General features: G+C 64.8%; 21 protein-coding genes. 16 read left to right on the forward strand and 5 right to left on the reverse strand.

What is annotated here, in order from left to right; all coding sequences use genetic code 11:
- Positions 1–92 precede the first annotated feature (92 nt).
- The 9 genes from RBJ75_RS19735 to RBJ75_RS19775 all read left to right on the forward strand — a co-directional run bounded on the left by RBJ75_RS19735 (position 93) and on the right by RBJ75_RS19775 (position 8,833).
- Entirely contained in the window at positions 93–3,053 is a 2,961-nt protein-coding gene (locus RBJ75_RS19735; protein ID WP_044408509.1) for a 2-oxoglutarate dehydrogenase E1 component, read from the forward strand.
- 77 nt (positions 3,054–3,130) lie between these two features.
- A complete protein-coding gene (gene odhB / locus RBJ75_RS19740; RefSeq protein ID WP_317528521.1) occupies positions 3,131–4,384 on the forward strand; it encodes a 2-oxoglutarate dehydrogenase complex dihydrolipoyllysine-residue succinyltransferase in 1,254 nt (417 codons plus the stop codon).
- A gap of 12 nt (positions 4,385–4,396) precedes the next feature.
- Positions 4,397–4,654, forward strand: a complete 258-nt coding sequence (locus RBJ75_RS19745) for a DUF4160 domain-containing protein (RefSeq protein ID WP_044407721.1) — start codon at positions 4,397–4,399, stop codon at positions 4,652–4,654.
- Positions 4,651–4,962: a DUF2442 domain-containing protein gene (locus RBJ75_RS19750; protein WP_044407718.1), complete on the forward strand. Its 312-nt coding sequence runs from the start codon at positions 4,651–4,653 to the stop codon at positions 4,960–4,962. Before RBJ75_RS19745 ends, RBJ75_RS19750 begins: the two co-directional genes overlap by 4 nt.
- A gap of 145 nt (positions 4,963–5,107) precedes the next feature.
- Positions 5,108–5,509: an MAPEG family protein gene (locus RBJ75_RS19755; protein WP_044407715.1), complete on the forward strand. Its 402-nt coding sequence runs from the start codon at positions 5,108–5,110 to the stop codon at positions 5,507–5,509.
- A 22-nt stretch (positions 5,510–5,531) separates the two neighbouring features.
- Positions 5,532–6,278 (forward strand): SDR family oxidoreductase, encoded by a 747-nt coding sequence (locus RBJ75_RS19760; RefSeq protein ID WP_044407713.1) that lies wholly within the window; start codon positions 5,532–5,534, stop codon positions 6,276–6,278.
- A gap of 19 nt (positions 6,279–6,297) precedes the next feature.
- Entirely contained in the window at positions 6,298–6,834 is a 537-nt protein-coding gene (locus RBJ75_RS19765; protein WP_234707343.1) for a DUF4160 domain-containing protein, read from the forward strand.
- Between the two features lie 15 nt (positions 6,835–6,849).
- Positions 6,850–8,253 carry a dihydrolipoyl dehydrogenase gene (lpdA, locus tag RBJ75_RS19770; protein ID WP_044407711.1) on the forward strand — a complete coding sequence of 468 codons (1,404 nt, stop codon included), beginning with the start codon at positions 6,850–6,852 and terminating at the stop codon, positions 8,251–8,253.
- A gap of 37 nt (positions 8,254–8,290) precedes the next feature.
- Positions 8,291–8,833 (forward strand): hypothetical protein, encoded by a 543-nt coding sequence (locus tag RBJ75_RS19775; RefSeq protein WP_276156600.1) that lies wholly within the window; start codon positions 8,291–8,293, stop codon positions 8,831–8,833.
- Positions 8,834–8,993: 160 nt separating this feature from the next.
- Here the strand turns inward: RBJ75_RS19775 and RBJ75_RS19780 are convergent, their stop codons facing one another.
- Both RBJ75_RS19780 and RBJ75_RS19785 read right to left on the reverse strand, forming a co-directional pair.
- A complete protein-coding gene (locus tag RBJ75_RS19780) occupies positions 8,994–9,584 on the reverse strand; it encodes a DUF4337 domain-containing protein (RefSeq protein ID WP_044406441.1) in 591 nt (196 codons plus the stop codon).
- A 373-nt stretch (positions 9,585–9,957) separates the two neighbouring features.
- Entirely contained in the window at positions 9,958–10,953 is a 996-nt protein-coding gene (locus tag RBJ75_RS19785; RefSeq protein WP_044406426.1) for a tyrosine recombinase XerC, read from the reverse strand.
- A 95-nt stretch (positions 10,954–11,048) separates the two neighbouring features.
- Here RBJ75_RS19785 and RBJ75_RS19790 point away from each other — a divergent pair, with 95 nt between their 5' ends.
- On the forward strand, positions 11,049–13,253 hold the full coding sequence (locus RBJ75_RS19790) for a primosomal protein N' (protein ID WP_044406425.1): 2,205 nt from the start codon (positions 11,049–11,051) through the stop codon (positions 13,251–13,253).
- Positions 13,254–13,398: 145 nt separating this feature from the next.
- Here the strand turns inward: RBJ75_RS19790 and RBJ75_RS19795 are convergent, their stop codons facing one another.
- Complete coding sequence (locus RBJ75_RS19795; RefSeq protein WP_044406424.1) at positions 13,399–13,866, reverse strand: septal ring lytic transglycosylase RlpA family protein; 468 nt, start codon at positions 13,864–13,866, stop codon at positions 13,399–13,401.
- Between the two features lie 773 nt (positions 13,867–14,639).
- Between RBJ75_RS19795 and RBJ75_RS19800 the strand changes: the two genes are divergently transcribed.
- The 5 genes from RBJ75_RS19800 to RBJ75_RS19820 all read left to right on the forward strand — a co-directional run bounded on the left by RBJ75_RS19800 (position 14,640) and on the right by RBJ75_RS19820 (position 19,790).
- Positions 14,640–15,200 (forward strand): F0F1 ATP synthase subunit delta, encoded by a 561-nt coding sequence (locus RBJ75_RS19800; RefSeq protein WP_044406422.1) that lies wholly within the window; start codon positions 14,640–14,642, stop codon positions 15,198–15,200.
- Positions 15,200–16,732: a F0F1 ATP synthase subunit alpha gene (gene atpA, locus RBJ75_RS19805; protein ID WP_044406419.1), complete on the forward strand. Its 1,533-nt coding sequence runs from the start codon at positions 15,200–15,202 to the stop codon at positions 16,730–16,732. Before RBJ75_RS19800 ends, atpA begins: the two co-directional genes overlap by 1 nt.
- A 139-nt stretch (positions 16,733–16,871) precedes the next feature.
- Complete coding sequence (locus RBJ75_RS19810) at positions 16,872–17,750, forward strand: F0F1 ATP synthase subunit gamma (protein ID WP_276156926.1); 879 nt, start codon at positions 16,872–16,874, stop codon at positions 17,748–17,750.
- A gap of 71 nt (positions 17,751–17,821) precedes the next feature.
- On the forward strand, positions 17,822–19,252 hold the full coding sequence (atpD, locus tag RBJ75_RS19815; protein ID WP_044415108.1) for a F0F1 ATP synthase subunit beta: 1,431 nt from the start codon (positions 17,822–17,824) through the stop codon (positions 19,250–19,252).
- A gap of 130 nt (positions 19,253–19,382) precedes the next feature.
- Positions 19,383–19,790 (forward strand): F0F1 ATP synthase subunit epsilon, encoded by a 408-nt coding sequence (locus RBJ75_RS19820; protein WP_044415110.1) that lies wholly within the window; start codon positions 19,383–19,385, stop codon positions 19,788–19,790.
- A gap of 407 nt (positions 19,791–20,197) precedes the next feature.
- On the opposite strand, the gene RBJ75_RS19825 is transcribed toward RBJ75_RS19820, so the two are convergent.
- Positions 20,198–20,728, reverse strand: coding sequence for an RNA pyrophosphohydrolase (locus tag RBJ75_RS19825; RefSeq protein WP_044417791.1), 531 nt, complete (start codon positions 20,726–20,728; stop codon positions 20,198–20,200).
- A 345-nt stretch (positions 20,729–21,073) separates the two neighbouring features.
- Between RBJ75_RS19825 and RBJ75_RS19830 the strand changes: the two genes are divergently transcribed.
- On the forward strand, positions 21,074–22,180 hold the full coding sequence (locus tag RBJ75_RS19830; protein WP_044417789.1) for a hypothetical protein: 1,107 nt from the start codon (positions 21,074–21,076) through the stop codon (positions 22,178–22,180).
- Positions 22,181–22,190: 10 nt separating this feature from the next.
- On the opposite strand, the gene RBJ75_RS19835 is transcribed toward RBJ75_RS19830, so the two are convergent.
- Positions 22,191–22,697, reverse strand: coding sequence for an RNA pyrophosphohydrolase (locus RBJ75_RS19835; protein ID WP_044417787.1), 507 nt, complete (start codon positions 22,695–22,697; stop codon positions 22,191–22,193).
- Between the last annotated feature and the right edge of the window lie 79 nt (positions 22,698–22,776).

Below are 22,776 nucleotides of genomic sequence, written 5' to 3' on the forward strand. Positions count from 1 at the left end.
AAATTCAGGTAAAAGGTGCACTATGTTGCTGATCCGGTAACCGGATCGGCTGTCGCCCTGTTCGTTGCGACACCCAAATTCAGGACGCAATCATGTCTCGCCAGGACGCGAATGCCGCTTTTGCCCTTTCTTCGTTTCTGCAGGGCGCCAATGCCAGCTATATCGACGACCTCTATGCACGCTTTGAGGCCGATCCCGGCTCGGTCGACGCCGAGTGGCAGGAGTTTTTCAAGAGCCTGAAAGACCAGCCCTCGGACGTTCAGAAGAACGCCGAGGGACCGTCCTGGGCGCAGGCCAACTGGCCGCTGACCCCGAACGACGATCTGACCTCGGCGCTCGACGGCAACTGGGCCCAGGTCGAAAAGGCGGTCGGCAGCAAGATCGCCGCCAAGGCCAAGGCTCAGGCCAAGGGAACCGAGCCGCCGGTCGACGTCAACCAGGCGACCCGGGATTCGGTGCGGGCCCTGATGCTGATCCGCGCCTACCGGATGCGCGGTCATTTCCACGCCAAGCTCGATCCGCTCGGGTTGGAACCGGCGCGCGACCACGAGGAGCTCGATCCGCGCACCTATGGTTTCAGCGAGGCCGATTACGACCGCCGGATCTTCCTCGATCACGTGCTGGGGCTGGAATACGGCACGCTGCGCGAGATCGTCGCGATCTGCGAGCGGACCTATTGCCAGACCATGGGCATCGAGTTTCTGCACATCTCCAATGGCGCGCAGAAGAGCTGGATCCAGGAACGCATCGAAGGTCCCGACAAGGAGATCAGCTTCACCCGCGAGGGTCGCCGCGCCATCTTGATGAAGCTGATCGAGGCCGAAGGCTTCGAGAAGTTCTGCGACCTGAAATTCACCGGCACCAAGCGGTTCGGGCTCGACGGCGGCGAATCGCTGATCCCGGCGCTGGAGCAGATCATCAAGCGCGGCGGCAATCTCGGCGTCCGCGAAATCGTGTTCGGCATGCCGCATCGCGGCCGGCTCAACGTGCTGACCCAGGTGATGGGCAAGCCGCACCGCGCGCTGTTTCACGAATTCAAGGGCGGCTCGGCCAATCCCGACGAGGTCGAGGGCTCGGGCGACGTCAAATATCACCTCGGCGCCTCGTCGGACCGCGAATTCGACCACAACAAGGTGCATCTGTCGCTGACGGCGAACCCGTCGCATCTCGAAATCGTCGATCCGGTGGTGCTGGGCAAGGTCCGCGCCAAGCAGGACCAGCATGGCGATCTTCCCGAGGAGCGGGTCTCGGTGCTGCCGCTGCTGATGCATGGCGACGCCGCCTTCGCCGGCCAGGGCGTGGTTGCGGAATGTTTCGGCCTGTCCGACCTGAAGGGTTACCGCACCGGCGGTTCGATCCACTTCATCGTCAACAACCAGATCGGCTTCACCACCTATCCGCGCTATTCGCGCTCCTCGCCCTATCCGTCCGACGTCGCCAAGATGATCGACGCGCCGATCTTCCACGTCAACGGCGACGATCCGGAGGCGGTGGTGTTCGCGGCCAAGATCGCGGTCGAATTCCGGCAGAAATTCCACAAGCCGGTCGTCATCGACATGTTCTGCTATCGCCGCCACGGCCATAATGAAGGCGACGAACCGGCTTTCACCCAGCCGATGATGTACCGCAAGATCGCCGGCCATCCGACCACGCTGGAAATCTACTCGAAGCGGCTGATCGCCGACGGGGTGATGACCGAGGGCGAGATCGACAAGGCCAAGGCCGACTGGCGCGCCCGGCTCGACGCCGAGCTCGAGGCCGGCACCGGCTATCGGCCCAACAAGGCCGACTGGCTCGACGGCAAATGGGCCGGCTTCAAATCCGCCGACCAGGAAGAGGATCCGCGCCGCGGCATCACCGGCGTCGACGTCGCCGCGCTGAAGGCGATCGGCAACAAGATCACCAAGGTCCCCGAGGGCTTCCGGGTCCACCGCACGGTGCATCGCTATCTGGAGAACCGCGCCAAGGCGATCGATTCCGGCATCGGCATCGACTGGGCCACCGGCGAGGCCTTGGCGTTCTGCACCCTGCTGCTGGAGGGCCACCGGGTCCGGCTGTCCGGCCAGGATTCCGAGCGCGGCACCTTCTCGCAGCGCCATTCGGTGCTGTTCGACCAGGAAGACGAGACCCGCTACACCCCGTTCAATCACCTCAGCCCCGACCAGGGCCATTACGAGGTGATCAATTCGCTGCTGTCGGAAGAAGCCGTGCTCGGCTTCGAATACGGCTATACGCTGGCCGAGCCGAACGCGCTGACGATCTGGGAAGCGCAATTCGGCGACTTCGCCAATGGCGCGCAGGTGTTGTTCGACCAGTTCATCTCGTCGGGCGAACGCAAATGGCTGCGGATGAGCGGCCTGGTCTGCATGCTGCCGCACGGCTATGAGGGCCAGGGGCCGGAGCATTCGTCGGCGCGGCTCGAGCGTTTCCTGCAGATGTGCGCCGAGGACAACATGCAGGTGGTGCACCCCACCACCCCGGCGAACTTCTTCCACGTGCTTCGGCGCCAGCTCAAGCGCGAGATCCGCAAGCCGCTGATCCTGATGACGCCGAAGTCGTTGCTGCGCCACAAGCGCGCGGTGTCACGGCTCGACGAACTCGGCGCCGACACCAGCTTCCACCGCATCCTGTTCGATGACGCCGAGAAGCTGCCGGACGAGAAGATCAAGCTGGTCGCGGACGACAAGATGCGCCGCGTCGTGCTGTGCTCCGGCAAGGTCTATTACGATCTCTACGAGGAGCGCGAGCGCCGCGAGATCAACGACGTCTATCTGTTGCGGGTCGAGCAGCTTTATCCGGTGCCGCTGAAGGCGCTGGTCCAGGAGTTGTCGCGCTTCAAGCAGGCAGAAATCGTCTGGTGCCAGGAAGAGCCGCGCAACATGGGCGCGTGGCATTTCATCGAGCCCTATCTGGAATGGGTGCTCAATCAGGTCGGCGCGCCGAATAAGCGGCCGCGCTATGCCGGCCGCCCCGCCTCGGCTGCGACCGCGACCGGCCTGATGTCGAAGCATCTGGCCCAGCTCAAGGCCTTGCTGGACGAGGCGCTGCGCTGACGGCCAGACCATTTGTTCGAGAAGCGATCAGGCGGGGATCCCGGTAAAGCCGGCGACGCCGCAAAAGGAAAGACAACATGACTGAAATTCGCGTTCCGACGCTCGGCGAATCAGTGACCGAAGCCACGATCGGCCGCTGGTTCAAGAAGGCCGGCGATGCCGTCGCGGTCGACGAGCCGCTGGTCGAATTGGAAACCGACAAGGTGACCATCGAAGTACCGGCGCCCTCCGCCGGCACGCTCGGCGAGATCATCGCCAAGGACGGCGAGACCGTCGCGGTCGGCGCGCTGCTCGGACAGATCACCGAAGGTGCCGCCGGCAAGGCCGCCCCCGCCAAGGCGCCCGCTGCGGCAGCCCCTGCTGCCGCCCCCGCCGCTGCGCCGGCCGCAGCAGCCGCGCCGGCGCCGACAACCAAATCCCCGCCCGCCGATACGCCGCAGGCGCCGTCGGTACGCCGGCTGTCGGCCGAGAGCGGCGTCGACGCCTCGACCGTGCCGGGCTCCGGCAAGGACGGCCGCGTCACCAAGGGCGACATGCTGGCGGCGATCGAAAAGGCGGCCTCGGCGCCGACCCCGGTCAATCAGCCCGCCGCGGCGGTGCAGGTCCGCGCCCCGTCGCCGGCCGACGACGCCGCCCGCGAGGAGCGCGTGAAGATGACGCGGCTGCGCCAGACCATCGCGCGCCGGCTCAAGGAAGTGCAGAACACCGCGGCGATGCTGACGACCTTCAATGAGGTCGACATGAGCCACATCATGGCGATGCGCACGCAGTACAAAGAGGTGTTTGAGAAGAAGCACGGCTCCAAGCTCGGCTTCATGGGCTTCTTCACCAAGGCCTGCGTGCACGCGCTCAAGGACATCCCGGCCGCCAATGCCGAGATCGACGGCACCGATCTGATCTACAAGAATTACTACCATGTCGGCGTCGCCGTCGGCACCGACAAGGGCCTGGTGGTCCCGGTGGTGCGCGACTGCGACACCAAATCGATCGCCGCGATCGAGAAGACGATCGCCGATTTCGGCCGGCGCGCCCGCGACGGCGCGCTCAAGATCGACGAAATGCAGGGCGGCACCTTCACCATCACCAATGGCGGCATCTACGGCTCGCTGATGTCGACCCCGATCCTGAACGCACCGCAATCGGCGATCCTGGGCATGCACAAGATCCAGGAACGCCCGGTCGCGATCGCCGGCAAGGTCGAGATCCGGCCGATGATGTATCTGGCGCTCAGCTACGACCACCGCGTCATCGACGGCAAGGAAGCCGTCACCTTCCTGGTCCGGGTCAAGGAGAACCTGGAAGACCCGGCCCGGATGGTGCTGGATCTGTAAGGACACTCAGCGATGCCGACGATCGCTATTGTCGCCGGCGTTCGCATCATCATCTATCCAAAGGACCACCTGCCGCCACATCTCCATGCCCGTTTTGCCGAGTTTGAGGTGATGATCTCGATCTTGACCGGGGATGTCTTGGAAGGATCTCTACCGACGGCGAAGTTGCGGGAGGTGCAGTCCTGGCTCGCGGCAAATCGCGAGCAGGTTGCCTATGTTTGGCAGGAAGTCCGTGCGCTTCGCTATAGCGGAGGGAGGATCGATCAATGAATTACCGCATCGCCGACGTCTCCGTCCTGCGCTACCCGGTTCTGAGGATCACGTTCGACGATGGCCTGTCGGGCGAATATGATCTCTCGGACATGATCGCCAATGGTCCGGCGTTCGCGCGGTTGCGCGATGAAGCCTTCTTTGCCGGCGTCGCGGTCGATCCGGACGGCCATACATTCGGATGGAATTTGAACGATATCGGCAACGAGATCGATTTTTGTCCGGACGCGACGCGCATCCTCATTGAGACGCAGGAAGTGGCCAAGCTCGCGGATCATTATCGCGCGAGCCGGTCTGCTGCCGAATAGTCCTATTCCGACCGGGAGGCCGACATGACTGATCGCGTTGCCCTCCTCATTGCGGTCGCGGCTCTTCGTCGATCGTCGCAACCAGCCGGCGACGACCGCCGAATCGGCGTGACCCGCCAGCCCAGCCAAAGCGAATAGGAACCCGATGCCGCCATTGCCGACCGAAATCACCGTGCTGGGCTGGAGCGTCGTGCTGCTGATCGGGCAGATATTTCTGGCGTCGGTGCCGGTGACCTTGGAGCTCGGCGGTCAGTATCAGGCCGGCCCGCGCGACGCCGGCAAAGTCGCGCATGGCAAATTCGCCGGACGCGCCGGCCGGGCGTTTCGCAATTTGCTCGAGACCTATCCGGTGTTCGTGGCGCTGGCGCTGGCGCTCGTCGTGACCGGCCGCGGCGGCGGCTGGGGCGCGCTTGGCGCCGAGATCTGGCTGCTGGCGCGGATTGTCTACGTGCCGCTGTATCTGGTGCAAATTCCATTCGCCCGCAGCCTGGCGTGGTTCGTGTCGCTGCTGGCGCTGATCGCCATGCTGATCCGGCTGCTGAGCTGAACGTGAATAAGGGGAGCACGCCTTGACCGATCGCGTTGTCATCGTCACCGGCGGAAGCCGCGGCATCGGCCGGGCCACCGCGATCGCCGCCGCGGCGCGCGGCTTCCGGGTCGTCATCGGCTATGCCAGCAACGCGGTCGCGGCCGCCGAGGTGGTGGCCAAGATCGAGGCCCGCAACGGCAAGGCGGTGGCGGTCAAATGCGACGTCGGCGACGAGGACGATATCGTAGCGCTGTTCAAGGCGGCGGATGCGTTCGGCACGCTCGGCGCGCTGGTCAACAATGCCGGCATCGTCGGCCCGACCTCGCGGGTCGACGAAATGTCGGCCGAGCGGATCCAGCGCATGATGGCGGTCAACGTCACCGGCAGCATCCTGTGCGCGCGCGAGGCGGTCAAACGCCTATCGACCCGGCATGGCGGCCAGGGCGGCGTCATCGTCAACCTGTCGTCAGTCGCCGCCAAGCTCGGCTCGCCCAACACCTATGTGGATTACGCCGCCTCCAAGGGCGCAATCGATTCCTTCACCGTCGGCCTCGGCCACGAGGTCGCTGGCGAAGGCATTCGCGTCGCGGCGATCCGCCCCGGCCTGATCGATACCGACATCCATGCCTCCGGCGGCGACCCCGAGCGCGCCCACCGGCTCAGCTCGAACGTGCCGATGAAGCGCGTCGGCACCGCCGACGAAATCGCCAACGCCATCGTCTGGCTGTTGTCCGACGAGGCCTCCTACGTCACCAGCGCCATTCTCGACGTCTCGGGCGGGCGCTAACATTGCCACGGAGGAAGCCGTGCCGGTGGTCGCGATGGTCGATGGCGTGAAGATCGAATTCTATCCAGACGAGCATCCGCCGCCGCATTTCCCCGCCCGGTCGGCGGAGTTCGTGGCTCAAATTGAGATCCGGACCGGCCGGATTTTGCGCGGGTCGCTGCCTCCCGCGAAACTCGGCCGTGTGCTATCCTGGACCGACAGGCACCAAATGGACCTGATGAAAGCCTGGACCGCGGTTGAGGAGCTGCGCAAGCCGGAGAGATCAATGACTGAGATCGTCGCCATCAAGAGCGCGGAGCCGGTGATATTCGGGGTTCTCAAGATCGTCTGGACTGACGATTTTGCCGGCGTCGTTGATTTGCGGCCGTTGCTCGCCAAGGGCGAGATGTTCGAATTCCTCCGCGCCAACCCGGCGCGCTTTGACGATCTCAAACTCGAAGACCATGGCTACAAAATCTTCTGGCTCGACGACGAGGGAGACGAAATCGATTTCGGGTCGGACTCCCTGCGCCAACGCGCCGTGAGGCAAGCTAGCCTCCTCCATCTCGCAAGCTGAACAGAAAGTCTTTTCATGTCCACCTACGATCTCGTTGTTATCGGCACCGGCCCCGGCGGCTATGTCTGCGCGATTCGCGCGGCGCAACTCGGCCTCAAGGTCGCTGTGGTGGAGAAGAACGCCACGCTGGGCGGCACCTGCCTCAATATCGGCTGCATGCCGTCGAAGGCGCTGCTCTATGCCTCGGAGATGTTCGAGGAAGCCGGCCACTCCTTCGCCAAGATGGGCATCACGGTGCCGGCGCCGAAGCTCGACTTGGCGGCGATGATGGCTTTCAAGCAGCAGGGCATCGACGGCAACACCAAGGGCGTCGAATTCCTGATGAAGAAGAACAAGATCGACGTGATCCACGGCAAGGGCAAGGTGCTCGGCGCCGAAAAGGTCGAGGTCACCGACGCCGACGGCAAGACCCAGACCGTGGCGGCCAAGAACATCGTGATCGCCACCGGCTCCGATGTGGCGCGGCTGAAGGGCATCGAGATCGACGAGAAGCGGATCGTGTCGTCGACCGGCGCGCTGTCGCTCGACAAGGTGCCGGAGAAGATGGTGGTGGTCGGCGCCGGGGTGATCGGGCTCGAGCTCGGCTCGGTGTGGCGCCGGCTCGGCGCGCAGGTCACCGTGGTCGAATATCTCGACCGCATCCTACCCGGCATGGACAGCGAGATCGTCAAGCAATTCCAGCGCATCCTTGAAAAGCAGGGTTTCGCTTTCAAGCTCGGCGCCAAGGTGACCGGCGTCGATGGCGCCGGCGCCAAGCTCAAGGTGACGGTGGAGGCCGCCGCCGGCGGCAATCCGGAGGTGCTGGACGCCGATGTCGTGTTGGTGGCGATCGGGCGCGTGCCCTACACCAGGGACCTTGGCCTGAAGGAAGCCGGCGTCGCGCTCGACGAGCGCGGCCGGATCCAGATCGACGACCATTTTGCTTCCAGCGTGAAGGGCATCTACGCCATCGGCGACGTCGTCGCCGGGCCGATGCTGGCGCACAAGGCCGAGGACGAAGGCGTCGCGGTCGCCGAGATCTTGGCCGGCAAGGCTGGTCACGTGAATTACGACGTGATCCCGGGCGTGGTCTACACCACCCCGGAAGTGTCCTCGGTCGGCAAGACCGAGGACGAGCTGAAGCAGGCCGGCGTCGCCTACACCGTCGGCAAGTTTCCCTTCACCGCCAATGGCCGCTCCAAGGTCAACCAGACCACCGAGGGCCTGGTGAAGATACTCGCCGATGCCGCCACCGACCGCGTGCTCGGCGTGCATATTGTCGGCCGCGAGGCCGGCGAGATGATCCACGAGGCCGCGGTGCTGATGGAATTCGGCGGCTCCGCCGAAGACCTGGCGCGCACCTGCCACGCCCATCCGACCCGTTCCGAGGCGGTCAAGGAAGCCGCGCTTGCGGTCGGCAAGCGCGCCATCCATATGTGATCCAGCACCGGCCTGGTCCGGACAACGGACGAGGCCGATGATGCGCCGCCTGCTGCAGCCGCTGTGGTTCATCCTCGCGGTCGCGTTCCTGATCGAGGCCTGGTTCTGGGACCACCTCGAGCCGGTGGTGGCGCGGATCGTCGCGCAGATTCCGCTGCGCCAGTTGAAATCCTGGCTGACGCTGCGGATCGAACGGCTGTCGCCGCGGCTGGCGCTGACCGTGTTCCTGGTGCCGCTGCTGCCGCTGTATCCGCTGAAGCTATTCGCGCTGGCGCTGCTCGCGCGCGGACAGATGATCGGCGGCCTCGCCATCTTCGGCTTTGCGCAGATCGTCGGGCTCGGCGTGATCGCCTTCATTTTCGATGTGACCAAGCCGAAGCTGCTGCAGCTGCGCTGGTTCGCGGCGACCTATCGGTTCATCATCCGGATGCGCCTCAAGGCGCATGACTACGTCGCCCCGATCATGGCGACGATCCGAACCAGGATCCGGGACACGCTCGGGGCGACCGGTGCCGGCTGGGGCGCGCGGACGCTGCGGCTCATGCAACGGTTTCGCAGGCGGGTGCAGCAGTCGCGATAATACCAACAGTCGTTGCCTCTCGTTCGTCATGCCCGGCCTTGTGCCGGGCATCCACGCCTTGAAAGCAGTGCCGGATCAAAGACGTGGATGGCCGGGACAAGCCCGGCCATGACCAAATTGATGTGTCAACGCAAAGTCCGTTGGCATAACTCCGCTTGCGCTACATCAGATGCACGGCGTGCGGCGCGAACAGGCCGATCGCCGTGAACGCCAGCCCGGTCACCGCCAGCAGCCCAGAGATCCAGGCCAGCGCGATCATCCCGGTGATGATGGTGGCGGAGGCCAGCACGATGCCGATCTGAAACGCCGCGGACGCCAGCTCATAATGATGATAGCGCGCCATCGCCAGGTCGCGCTCATGTTCGGCATGTTTGGCGCGTTCGGCCAATTGATCCTGCCCCTCGCCAGTCTCCGGCTCGGAGCGGTAGCGCGCCGCGGTCTGCTTCCACGCATCGATCTGTTTCTGCAGCGCGGCCTTGGCGGCATCGTCGCCCATCAAGCCGAGGCTGAGCCGGGCCTGATCCGAGGTCGCCTGGACCACGGTGCGGCGGATGCTCTTGGCCTGGAAGAATGCCCAGAGGTTCGCGGCTTCGACGTTCTTGCTGATCGATTCGGTCTGCGCGCCCTTGCCGAGCGTTTCCGACAGCGCCAGGAACAGCGCCAGCACGGCGATCAGCAGCGCGATGTTCTTACTCGAACCCGAGGCGTGCTGGGCGTGCTCGGCGTGTTCCATGCTCTCATGCGCGCTCATCGATTCGTCTCCATTGCAGCGGGCGTCGACGATTGACCGAACTACCCAAAGCGCGCAAGGGCGCAGATCGTTGTGACGAGGATGTGTCGATCGGCAATTCTTCAGATACTCACTTGGTCATTCCGGGGCGCGAGGCGCAGGCCGAGCGAACCCGGAATCTCGCAGCGGGTGCGGGAGTGGGCGCAAGTGGCAAGATTCCGGGTTCGCTCACAGCTGACGCTGTTCGCGCCCAGGAATGACGGCTTCATGGTTGCACAAACCAGCCGCGCGAAGCCTAGAGCTTAGGTTCTGATGGATCAGAACCGAGGCTCTAGATTCTTGTTTTGACGCGTTTTCTTCACGCGAACCGGCACCCACTTCGCTCGAAAACGCGCTATGCCCGCGGATGCGCGGTCTTGTAGACCTCGAACAGGCGCTCGGTGTCGATTCCGGTATAGATCTGCGTGGTCGACAGCGAGGCGTGGCCGAGCAGCTCCTGGATCGCGCGCAAATCGCCGCCACGGCTCAGCAAATGCGTGGCGAAAGAGTGCCGCAGCGCGTGCGGCGTCGCCGAATCGGGCAGGCCGAGCGCGCCGCGCAGCCGCTCCATCGTGAGCTGGATGATGCGCGGGCTGAGCGGCCCGCCGCGCGCACCAACGAAGATCGGCCCGTCGGGCGGCAGCGGATGCGGACAGACCGCGGCGTAATCGGCGATCAGCGCCAGCACATTTTGCAGCACCGGCACCATCCGGGTCTTGTTGCCCTTGCCGAGCACGATCAGCGTATCGCCCTTGCCGGGTGCCGGCACGTCGCGGCGCTTCAGCCCCAGCGCCTCCGAGATGCGCAGACCGGAGCCGTACAGCAGGCCCATGACGGCAGCGTCGCGGGCCCAGATCCACGGCTCGCGATTTTCCCCGGCGCGCTCGTCGGCGTCGGCGAGGCGTTTGGCGCTGGCGATCTGGATCGGCTTGGGCAGGCTCTTGCCGACCTTCGGCGCGCGAATCGCCGACAGCGCCCCGACCCGGCCCTTGCCTTCGCGTTCGAGAAAGCGGCCGAACGAGCGCATGCCCGCCAGCGCCCGCATCAAAGAACGGCTGCCGATGTCGTCGCCGCGCCGCGCCGCCATGAAGCCGCGCACGTCGCTGGCCTCGAGCGCAGCGAATCGCCCCAGTGCCACCCGCTCGCCCCAATGCTGGCTGAGAAAGATCAGGAACTGGCGGACATCGCGGCTATAGGCTTCCAGCGTTTTCGGCGACAGCCGGCGCTCGGCGCGCAGATGCGCCAGCCAGCGGGTCATTTCCGCCGCGATATCGGCTGCGGCGCAGTCGAGTTCGATCGGGGCGATCGCCGGTTTGGCCTCGGACTTGGCTTTGACCTTGGGCTGGATCATGGCTGGCTCGGGAGCGCGCTGCGCGATTAGGTGATATTAGCAGATTTCCTTTCGCTTTCATGAACCGTCCCCTCCGGCTCGAGCCCGATTCCCCGATGGACCATTCCTCGCGCAGCGGGCCGCCCTCGACCACGCAAGTGGTCGACGTGCTGCTGCCGGTCGCGCTCGACCACACTTATTCCTACCGGGTGGCGCGCGGCACCGAGCTGAAGCCCGGCGATGTGGTCAGCGTCCCGCTGGGGCCGCGCCAGGTGATCGGCGTGGTCTGGGCGCAGAACGCCAATCCGGATCCGCGGCTGCATAACCGTCTCAAGGACGTCGACGACAAGCTCGACGTGCCGCCGCTGCGCGAGGAGCTGCGCAGCCTGGTCGACTGGGTCGCCAATTACAATCTGTCGGCGCGCGGCATGGTGCTGCGGATGACGCTGCGGATGGGCGAGCATCTCGGCCCCGAGCGGGTCCGGCTCGGGGTGCGGCTGGTGGGCTCCCCGCCGCGGCGGATGACGCCGGCGCGGGCGCGGCTGATCGAGATCCTGGCCGACGGCCTGCTGCACGGCAAATCCGAGGCTGCCAAGGAAGCCGGCTGCAGCGCCGGGGTGATCGACGGGCTGGTCGACGAGGGCACACTCACGGTCGAGCCGATGCCGCGCGCGCTGGCAGCCCCCGTGCCGGACCCGGACTTCTGCGCGCCGGATTTTTCCCCCGACCAGCAGATCGCGGCCGATGCGATGACCACGCTGGCGGCGGCCGGCGGCTTCCAGGTGGCGCTGCTCGACGGCGTCACCGGCTCCGGCAAGACCGAGGTGTATTTCGAGGCGGTCGCCGAAATCATCCGCCGCGGCCGCCAGGTGCTGATCCTGATGCCGGAAATCGCCCTGACCGGGCAGTTTCTCGATCGCTTCGCGCTGCGCTTCGGGGTCCGGCCGCTGGAATGGCACTCCGAACTGACGCCGCGCACCCGCGCCCGCAATTGGGCGGCGATCGCCGAGGGCAGCGCCCAGGTGGTGGTCGGCGCCCGCTCGGCGCTGTTCCTGCCTTACGCCAGGCTCGGCCTGATCATCGTCGATGAGGAGCACGACCAGGCCTATAAGCAGAATGAGGGCGTGCATTATCACGCCCGCGACATGGCGGTGGTGCGGGCCTCGATCGCGAAGATTCCGATCGTGCTGTCGTCGGCGACGCCGTCGGTCGAGACCGAGGTCAATGCGCGCAAGGGCCGCTATCAGCGCGTGGTGCTGCCGGCGCGGTTCGGCGGCCAGCACATGCCGCATATCGAAGCCATCGATCTGCGCCGCTTCGCGCCGCCGCGCGGCCGCTTCGTATCGCCGCTGCTGGCCGAGCAGATCGGCATCGCCATCGAGCGTCGCGAACAGGCGCTGTTATTCCTCAACCGCCGCGGCTATGCGCCGCTGACGCTGTGCCGCGCCTGCGGCCACCGCTTCGCCTGCACCATCTGCGACGCCTGGCTGGTCGATCACCGCTTTCGCGCGCGCCTGGTCTGCCATCATTGCGGCTTCTCGATGCCACGGCCGCGGATCTGCCCGCATTGCAGCGCCGAGGACTCGCTGGTCGCGGTCGGCCCCGGCGTCGAGCGTCTGCAGGAAGAGGCGGCGGCGCTGTTTCCCAATGCCCGCACCATGGTGCTGTCGAGCGACCTGATCACCTCGATCGAAACCATGCGCAGCGAACTCAACGAGATCGCCGAGGGCCGGGTCGACATCATCATCGGCACCCAGCTGGTGGCGAAGGGGCACAATTTTCCCAGGCTCAATCTGGTCGGCGTGATCGATGCCGATCTCGGGCTCGGCAATGGCGATCCGCGCGCCGCCGAGCGCACCTATCAATTGCTCAACCAGGTGATCGGCCGCGCCGGCCGCGACCAGGGCCGCGGCGTCGGCTTCTTGCAAACCCACCAACCCGAGCATCCGGTGATGAAGGCGCTGGTCGCCTGCGACCGCGAGGCGTTCTACGCCTCCGAGATCGACGCGCGCGAACGCACCGGCTACCCGCCATTCGGCCGGCTCGCCAGCCTGATCGTCTCCGCCGGAGATCGCCCCACCGCAGAGGGCTATGCGCGCCAGCTGGTGGCGATCGCGCCGATCGACGAACGGATCAAGGTGCTGGGACCGGCCGAGGCGCCGCTGGCGGTGATCAAGGGCCGCTACCGTTTTCGCATTCTGCTGAAGGCGCCGCGCCAAGTCGATCTGTCGCACTACTTGCGGCAATGGCTCGCGGAGGGGCCGAAGACCAAGGGAAACCTCAAGCTCGAGGTCGACGTCGATCCGCAAAGCTTTCTTTGATTGTCGCGGGCGAGCTGATGCGCCCGGTCTGGCAATGCCCGCCGTCATTGGCGACGGCAGGCTCGCACGCGGCCCGCGCAATGTGCGGCCGCGTTCCACGCGACAATCTTGTCTCGGTCGAACGAAGCTGTCCCGCGACGCGCGGTTACATCACTTCCGCGACCACCATGCCGACGCCGCGGCTGGTGAGGCCGATGGCGCGCGCCGCGCCTTTCGACAGATCAAGGACGCGGCCGCGAACGAACGGGCCACGGTCATTGATGGTGACCACCACGCTTCGGCCGCCATGGCTGACCTTGAGCTTGGTGCCGAACGGCAGGCTGCGATGTGCGGCCGTCATGGCGCTCTGGTTGAAACGCTGGCCCGACGCGGTGCGCCGGCCGGACTCATTGCCGTAATAGGACGCCATCCCGGAAAAGCTGCGCGACGATCCGCCGATCGAGGCATTCGCATCCTGCCAGCTGTGGTGGGCATGATGGCGGTGGTGGCTCCGCTTGGACTTCGCCGAAGCTTCAGTGGCCGCGCCGCTCAGCAGAATAGTTGCGGCGACCAAAGCAACCGCGGTGCGTGGCCGGGCTCGAAATCCCGCCGTCGATGTCTTGGTTTTCAGCATACATGAATCCTTGAGGAAGTATTGCCACGTATGTGGCAAGTGGAACCCCCGTCCCAGTTTCGCTGGCCGACCGTTCGCTGCGTAATAAGGCGACATATTGTCGAACAGAGGATTCATTACAGCGCTGAAATATCTTTTGAAGCGCTGCGCCCAGTCAAACGGGAACAAAATCGACTCTTAGTCAGATCGACTTACGCCCTTTGTCTATCGGCTATACTGGCCAATTAAGTGTTGCTTGGCGAAACACTTAGCCGGATTCCTGGCAGAGCAAATCGTGACGCGACAAGCAAGGATTCGCGTGACACGCGCGCCGTTTTGCGAAGTACAGCGGTTTAAGGGAATTTTGACGCGTCCACGGGCAACGGCGGCAAATCGGCAATGGCCCAGACCCCTGTCCGCGGCAAACATGCAGAGGGCCCCGCCCGCAACCAGGCTCGCCCTACAACTTTGCCCCACAACCTTGCCTCACAGCCCGGCACCCGCTTTGCCGGCACCGGTCTGTGCGCCGCCGCGCTGGCCCGCGAGGTTGGCGGACTTGCCGCGACACGGATCAACCTCTTCGCCAGCCTTGCGACATGGCGTCGTGGCTCTCGTCATCGTGTTGCGCCTGCGCGCGCGCTATGTTAGCAAAGCCGCGATTTTAAGGTCGCCGGTCACATTCGTGCCGGTCGGAAATCGAAGTCCAGCTTGAATTCCAAGGACTTGAACCGGCAAGCGCCACAACTTGGCGACGGTTTTCCCCTTGCGGATTTGACAGCAAGAAGAGCGCGTCTGTGGCAGTTCAAGATCCATCGGTTTCTGGCGTTTCCGGTCGCTACGCGACCGCCCTATTCGAACTGGCCCGCGATGAGAAATCAGTCGACGCGGTCATGGCGGATCTCGACAAGTTCAGCGCCATGCTGGCTGACAGCGCCGACCTGAAAAGGCTGGTGCGCAGCCCGGTGTTTGGCGCCGGCGAACAGGCGAAGGCGCTGGTCGCGGTGCTCGACAAGGCCGGCATCGGCGGCATCAGCGCCAATTTCCTCAAGCTTCTCACCGCCAACCGCCGGCTGTTCGTGGTCGCGGATGTGATCCGGGCGTTCCGCGCGCTGGTCGCCAATTTCAAGGGCGAGGCCACGGCCGACGTCACCGTCGCCGAGAAGCTCAGCGACAAGAATCTCGATGCCCTGAAAGCCGCGCTGAAGTCAGTGACCGGCAAGGATGTCGCGCTCAATGTGAGCATCGATCCGGCGATCATTGGCGGGCTTGTCGTCAAGCTCGGCAGCCGCATGGTCGACAGCTCGCTCCGCACCAAACTCAACTCGATCAAGCACGCGATGAAAGAGGCAGGCTGATGGACATCCGCGCCGCGGAAATTTCCGCGATCCTCAAGGACCAGATCAAGAATTTCGGCCAGGAGGCTGAGGTCTCCGAAGTCGGACAGGTGCTGTCCGTCGGCGACGGCATTGCCCGCGTCTACGGGCTGGACAACGTCCAGGCCGGCGAGATGGTCGAGTTCGAAAACGGCACCCGCGGCATGGCGCTGAACCTCGAAACCGACAATGTCGGCATCGTGATTTTCGGCGCCGACCGCGAGATCAAGGAAGGCCAGACCGTCAAGCGCACCCGCTCGATCGTCGATACGCCGGTCGGCAAGGGTCTGCTCGGCCGCGTCGTCGACGCGCTCGGCAACCCGATCGACGGCAAGGGGCCGATCCAGTCGACCGAACGCAAGCGCGTCGACGTCAAGGCGCCCGGCATCATTCCGCGCAAATCGGTCAACGAGCCGATGGCGACGGGCCTCAAGGCGATCGACGCCCTGATCCCGGTCGGCCGCGGCCAGCGCGAATTGATCATCGGCGACCGTCAGACCGGCAAGACCGCGATCGCGCTCGACACCATTCTGAACCAGAAGTCGCTCAACGTCGAAGGCGCGCCGGAAGGCCAGAAGCTGTATTGCGTATATGTGGCGATCGGCCAGAAGCGCTCGACCGTCGCCCAGTTCGTCAAGGTGCTCGAAGAGCAGGGCGCGCTGGAATATTCGATCATCGTCGCCGCCACCGCGTCGGATCCGGCGCCGATGCAGTACATCGCGCCGTTCACCGGCTGCACGATGGGCGAATACTTCCGCGACAACGGCATGCACGCCGTCATCATCTATGACGATTTGTCGAAGCAGGCCGTCGCCTATCGCCAGATGTCGCTGCTGCTGCGCCGTCCGCCGGGCCGCGAAGCCTATCCGGGCGACGTGTTCTATCTGCATTCCCGCCTGCTGGAACGCGCCGCCAAGCTCAATGACGACCATGGCAACGGCTCGCTGACGGCGCTGCCGATCATCGAAACCCAGGCCAACGACGTGTCGGCCTATATCCCGACCAACGTGATCTCGATCACCGACGGCCAGATCTTCCTGGAAACCGACCTGTTCTTCCAGGGCATCCGCCCGGCGGTGAACGTCGGCCTGTCGGTGTCGCGCGTCGGCTCCGCCGCGCAGACCAAGGCGATGAAGAAGGTCGCCGGCAAGATCAAGGGCGAGCTCGCGCAGTACCGCGAAATGGCGGCGTTCGCGCAGTTCGGCTCCGATCTCGACGCCTCGACCCAGCGCCTGCTGAACCGCGGCGCGCGCCTGACCGAACTTCTGAAGCAGCCGCAGTTCTCGCCGCTGAAGATGGAAGAGCAGGTCGTGGTGATCTATGCCGGCGTCAACGGCTATCTCGACGCCCTGCCGGTCAGCAAGGTCGGCGCCTTCGAGGAAGGTCTGTTGTCGCTGGTGCGCGGCAAGGAGATCGGCATCCTGGATGCGATCCGCACCAGCCGCGATCTGTCGGACGACACCGCGGCGAAGCTGAAGGCCGTGGTCGAAGGTTACGCCAAGACGTTTGCCTAATGAAAAAGCGGCCGGGCTCCCCGGCCGCTTTTACTTGGCGGCACAATCGAAGACGTGAGAATGCCCGGCACGAGGTCGGGCATGACGGTTGAGGGGTTTGCGGTCGGATTGATGATCTGATCGCCGGGGTGAACTGAGAATGGCTTCTCTTAAAGACATGCGGGTCCGCATCGCCTCGACCAAGGCGACGCAGAAGATCACCAAGGCGATGCAGATGGTTGCTGCGTCGAAGCTGCGCCGCGCCCAGATGGCGGCGGAAGCGGCCCGGCCCTATGCCGAGAAAATGGATGCGGTGATCTCCAACATCGCCAGCGCCGCGGCCGGTTCGCCCGGCGCGCCAGTGCTGCTGTCCGGCACCGGCAATGACAAGGTGCATCTGTTCCTGGTCTGCACCGGCGAGCGCGGCCTGTCCGGCGCTTTCAACTCCTCGATCGTGCGGCTGGCCCGCGAACGCGCCCTGGCGCTGATGAACCAGGGCAAGCAGGTCAAGTTCTTCTGCGTCGGCCGCAAAGGCTACGAGCAGCTGCGCCGCACCTTCGACAAGCAGATCATCGAGAACGTCGAACTGCGCTCGGTGCGTCAGCTCGGCTTCGTCAATGCCGAGGACATCGCCAAGAAGGTGATCGCCCGCTTCGACGCCGGCGAATTCGACGTCTGCACGCTGTTCTATTCGCGGTTCAAATCGGTGATCGCCCAGATCCCGACCGCGCAGCAGATCATTCCGCTGGTGGTCGAGGCGCCCGCCGCCAATGCCGGCCCCGCCACATCCTACGAATACGAGCCCGAAGAAGACGAGATCCTCGCCTCCCTGCTGCCGCGCAACCTCGCGGTGCAGATCTTCCGCGCGCTTCTGGAAAACAACGCTTCGTTCTACGGCGCGCAAATGAGCGCGATGGACAACGCCACCCGCAACGCCGGCGACATGATCAGGAAGCAGACCCTGATCTACAACCGCACGCGGCAGGCGATGATCACCAAGGAGCTGATCGAGATCATCTCCGGCGCCGAGGCGATCTAACGCATTCACAGACTTCAATTCCGGTCGAGCCGACCGTGGTTTAGATTTCGGACTTCAGGGAGACAGTTTTCATGGCTACACCCGCCAATCAGACCGGACGTATCACCCAGGTCATCGGCGCCGTCGTCGACGTGCAGTTCGAAGGGCACCTGCCGGCGATTTTGAACGCGATCGAGACCAAGAACGGCGACAACCGCCTGGTGCTCGAAGTCGCGCAGCATCTCGGCGAGAGCACCGTTCGCACCATCGCGATGGACACCACCGAGGGCCTGGTCCGCGGCCAGGAAGTCACCGACACCGGCAGCCCGATCATGGTGCCGGTCGGCGTCGGCACGCTCGGCCGCATCATGAATGTGATCGGCGAGCCGGTCGACGAACAGGGCCCGGTGGTCAATGACGGCCTGCGCCCGATCCACGCTGAAGCGCCGCTCTATACCGATCAATCGACCGAGGCTGAAATTCTGGTCACCGGCATCAAGGTCGTTGACCTGCTGGCGCCCTACGCCAAGGGCGGCAAGATCGGCCTGTTCGGCGGCGCCGGCGTCGGCAAGACCGTGCTGATCCAGGAACTGATCAACAACGTCGCGAAAGCCCATGGCGGCTATTCGGTGTTCGCCGGCGTCGGCGAGCGCACCCGCGAAGGCAACGATCTTTATCACGAATTCATCGAATCCGGCGTCAACAAGAAGGGCGGCGGCGAAGGCTCCAAATGCGCGCTGGTCTATGGCCAGATGAACGAGCCTCCGGGCGCCCGCGCCCGCGTCGCGCTGTCCGGCCTTACCGTCGCCGAGCATTTCCGCGACCAGGGCCAGGACGTGCTGTTCTTCATCGACAACATCTTCCGCTTCACCCAGGCCGGCTCCGAAGTGTCGGCGCTGCTCGGACGTATTCCTTCCGCGGTGGGTTATCAGCCGACGCTGGCGACCGACATGGGCGCGCTGCAGGAGCGCATCACCACCACCCATAAGGGCTCGATCACCTCGGTTCAGGCGATTTACGTCCCGGCCGACGATTTGACCGACCCGGCGCCCGCCACCTCCTTCGCCCATTTGGACGCCACCACGGTGCTCAACCGCGCGATCTCGGAAAAGGGCATCTATCCGGCGGTCGATCCGCTCGACTCGACCTCGCGCATGCTGTCGGCCAGCATCGTCGGCGAGGAGCATTACACCACCGCCCGTATGGTCCAGCAGGTGCTTCAGAAGTACAAGTCGCTGCAGGACATCATCGCCATTCTGGGCATGGATGAATTGTCCGAAGACGACAAGATCGCGGTCGCCCGCGCCCGCAAGATCGAGCGCTTCCTGTCGCAGCCGTTCTTCGTCGCCGAAATCTTCACCGGCGCACCGGGCAAGTTCGTCGATCTCGCCGATACCATCAAGGGCTTCCGCGCGATCTGCGAAGGCAAGTATGACCATCTCCCGGAGGCCGCCTTCTACATGGTCGGCACCATCGAAGAGGCGGTCGAAAAGGGCAAGAAGCTGGCCGCCGAAGCGGCGTAACAACGGAAAGCCTCACCCTGAGGAGCCGACCGCAGGTCGGCGTCTCGAAGGGTGACGAACAACTCTCTCATCCTTCGAGACGCGCGCCAAGGCGCGCTGCTCAGGATGAGGCCAGCGGATGAGCATGACCATGGCCACCTTCCACTTCGATCTCGTCTCGCCCGAAAAGCTGGCCTTCTCGGGCCAAGTCGATCAGGTCGACATTCCCGGCGTCGAGGGTGATTTCGGCGTGCTCGCCGGCCATGCGCCGGTGGTCGCGACGATCCGGCCGGGAATCCTCACCGTCACTGCGGGCGGCAGCAAGCAGCAGATCGTGGTGCTGGGCGGCCTCGCCGAAGTCTCCGACAGCGGCCTCACCGTGCTGGCCGACGTTGCGACGTCGGTGAAGGATCTCGACGCGGCGGCGTTCGGCGCGACGATTTCCAGCATGGAAGCCAAATTGGCCCAGCAGCAGGGCACCGAACTCGACCGCGCGATCGAGCGGCTGGACCATTACAAGAGCATCCAGCATCAGCTGATGACCACGGCGATGCACTGACGCCCAAGGCTCCACTGACGCCAAAGGCTCGGCTTCCCAATTCTGCAAACGATCTGCGCTCCTCATGCCGAGCGCGTCTATGCGCGTCTCAAACCATGAGGCCACGACGCTCATCCTTCGAGACGCGGCCAAGTGGCCGCTCCTCAGCGTCTGACTCAAATAGCGATCAATAGAATCAAGCCTTCGCGGCCGTCATTGCGAGGAGCTCTTGCGACGAAGCAATCCAGTCCTTGCTTGGCGCCCCTGGATTGCTTCGCTTTCGGACGGCGCTCCGCGCCGGCCTCGGCTCGCAATGACGAATCAAGCCTGACTTAAGTGGTTTCTTTTCGGTCAGACCCTCAGGATGAGGTAAGCGCCTGTCGCGGCCAGGCGCAAAAGCGGGGCGAGCGTTACCGCAAGGCACCGGTTCAGGCGAAGCCGGCGAAGCTGCGCGCCACTTCGAGATAGACCTCGCGCCGGAACGGCACCACCAGATCGGCGACGCGGTCGAGCCGTTCCCAGCGCCAGGCATCGAATTCGGGCGGCTGGCCGTTGCGGGTGGCGAGCGGATTGATCTCGCTGTCGGTGCCGGTAAAGCGCAGCGCGAACCATTTCTGGCGCTGTCCGCCGAAATGCCCGAGCCGATGATGCGGGCCGTGATAGGGCGGGAAGTCGTAGCTCAGCCAGCCGGTTTCGCCGAGATGCTCGGCGTTATGGACGCCGGTCTCCTCCCATAATTCCCGCATCACCGCGACGCACGGCTCCTCGCCGGGATCGATGCCGCCCTGCGGCATCTGCCAGTCGAGCCCCGGCAGCACGATTTCCGGCCCGTCATCCCTGAATCGATGGCCGATCAGCACCAGGCCCTGGGCATTGAACAGCGCGATCCCGACATTGAGCCGGTACGGCCGCGGCTCCGTCGTTGGTCCAGTGTCGCGATGGCTGTTGATCAGGTCCATGGGTCTTCGCTCTCATGGGTCGTCATATTCGGGCCGACGCCGACGATTGTGGGTTCGAAATCGGTTCCAAGCATTGCGGTGCCGCAAACAATTTGACGCCGCCCTTCGCACCGAACCGCGGCTGTCGCAACCTTCAAAGACCGCCTGTTCGCAAGACGGGCTGGAATAGCTCCGTTTGCATGGCCTTGCGGCTGCGCTCAGCCACGGCCGGTTTCGCTGCATTGAACCGCATCAGACCCCATGCTAGCAAGCGGCGTTCCGCGCCAGCCACGGCCGGCGCCGAATTGCGGACAGAGGCGTTGGCGCGCCAGATTCGGCGCAGCCGACTAGCGGAATTTCAAGCTGATGTCAGCCGACCCCCAACCACCGACGCCGACGCGCGACATCTCCCAGCTGCGCATTCTGGAAATCGGCGGCGCCTATTTCAAATACCAATATCCCGACCGCACCACCTGCCTGTGGACCGGCACCAAGCTGAACCGGCTTTGCGAGGTCGACGGGTTCGCGACGCCCGACCGGGTGCTGCGCGAGCTGCGCGCGGCCGCGCAAGGCCGTTACGACGTGGTGATCGCCAATACGGTGCGCTATTCGCCGTGGCATCCGCGCTATTGGGCGCGCGCGCCATTCAAGACGCCGACCCATCCCTGGGCCTCGCTCTCCCGGCAGTTCGGCGTCGAGACGTTGCGCTGGGCCAAGATCCCGGTGCCGCTGATCGCGCTCGATATGGATGATTCCTTCGGGATCGGCTCGGATTCGGTGTTCCTGCTCGACAAGGCCAAGGCGTTCTTCAAGCGCGAATTGCCGGTCGACAAATGGCAGGTGCTGCACGGCACCATCCATCCGCATCTGCCGACGCTGCGCTTTCGCAACAATCCGACCTGGCGCCGCCGCATCGACAGATTGCAGCCGATCGCATTGCCGATCTTCAATGTCGACGAACGCTGGCGCGACGCGCCGTTTCCGGACAAGACCCACGACATCTTCTTCTCCGGCGCGGTGGCGGGCAATTCCACCGTGCGCGGCGCCGGCCTGCCCGAACTGGAGCGGCTGAAGGCGCTGGGTTACCGGATCGATCAGCCAACCGAACGGCTGCCCTATGAGGCGTTCATGGAGCGGATGTCGCATTCCTGGCTGGCCTGGTCGCCCGAAGGCATGGGCTGGGATTGCTACCGCCATTATGAGGCGCCGCTGATGCAGACGGTGCCGCTGATCAATCACCCGACGATCATCCGCCAGGCGCCGCTGCGCGAGGGCGTCCACGCATTCTATTACGACGTCGAGCCCGGCGGCATGGAACGCGCGGCGGTGGCGGCGCTGGCCGACAAGGATCGGCTGCGCGAGGTCGCGATCGCGGCGCGCGACCACAGCTTCGCGCACCATCTGATCAAGCCGTTTTGCGACCACATCCTGCGCGTCGCCTTCGATCAGGCCGAACACGCCACGCCGGCTTGAGCGCCCGCGCTCAGACCGCCGCCGCCAACTGCGAGAATTCCTGGACCACCCGCTCATAGACCGGGCGCTTGAACGGCACGATCAGCTCCGGCAGGTTCTTCATCGGCTCCCATCGCCAGGCGATGAATTCCGGCTTATGGCCGCCGCCCGGATTCGCGACATCGATCTCACTGTCATGGCCGGTGAAGCGGACCGCGAACCATTTCTGCCGCTGCCCGCGATAGCGGCCCTTCCAGGCGCGGCCGGCGACGGTGCGCGGAATATCGTAGATCAGCCAGTCCGGGACCTCGCCCAGCTTTTCGACCGAGCGGACGCTGGTTTCCTCATAGAGCTCGCGTTTGGCGGCCTCCCAATTATCCTCGCCGGGATCGACGCCGCCTTGCGGCATCTGCCAGACATGCTGATCGTCGACGTGTTCGATGCCGCCGGTGCGACGGCCGATGAACACCAGTCCGGCCTGATTGATCAGCATCATGCCGACACAGGTTCGATAGGGCAGATCTTCGTAGCGCGCCATTACGGTCAATGCCTCCTGCGTCCGGGCGATCCGTCCGCAGTTGTGCGATCCGGCTGTGCCAATTCATCCCTGCCCCGGG

Origin of the sequence: Rhodopseudomonas sp. BAL398, assembly GCF_033001325.1 — a bacterium.
Classification (GTDB): Bacteria; Pseudomonadota; Alphaproteobacteria; order Rhizobiales; family Xanthobacteraceae; genus JARJEH01.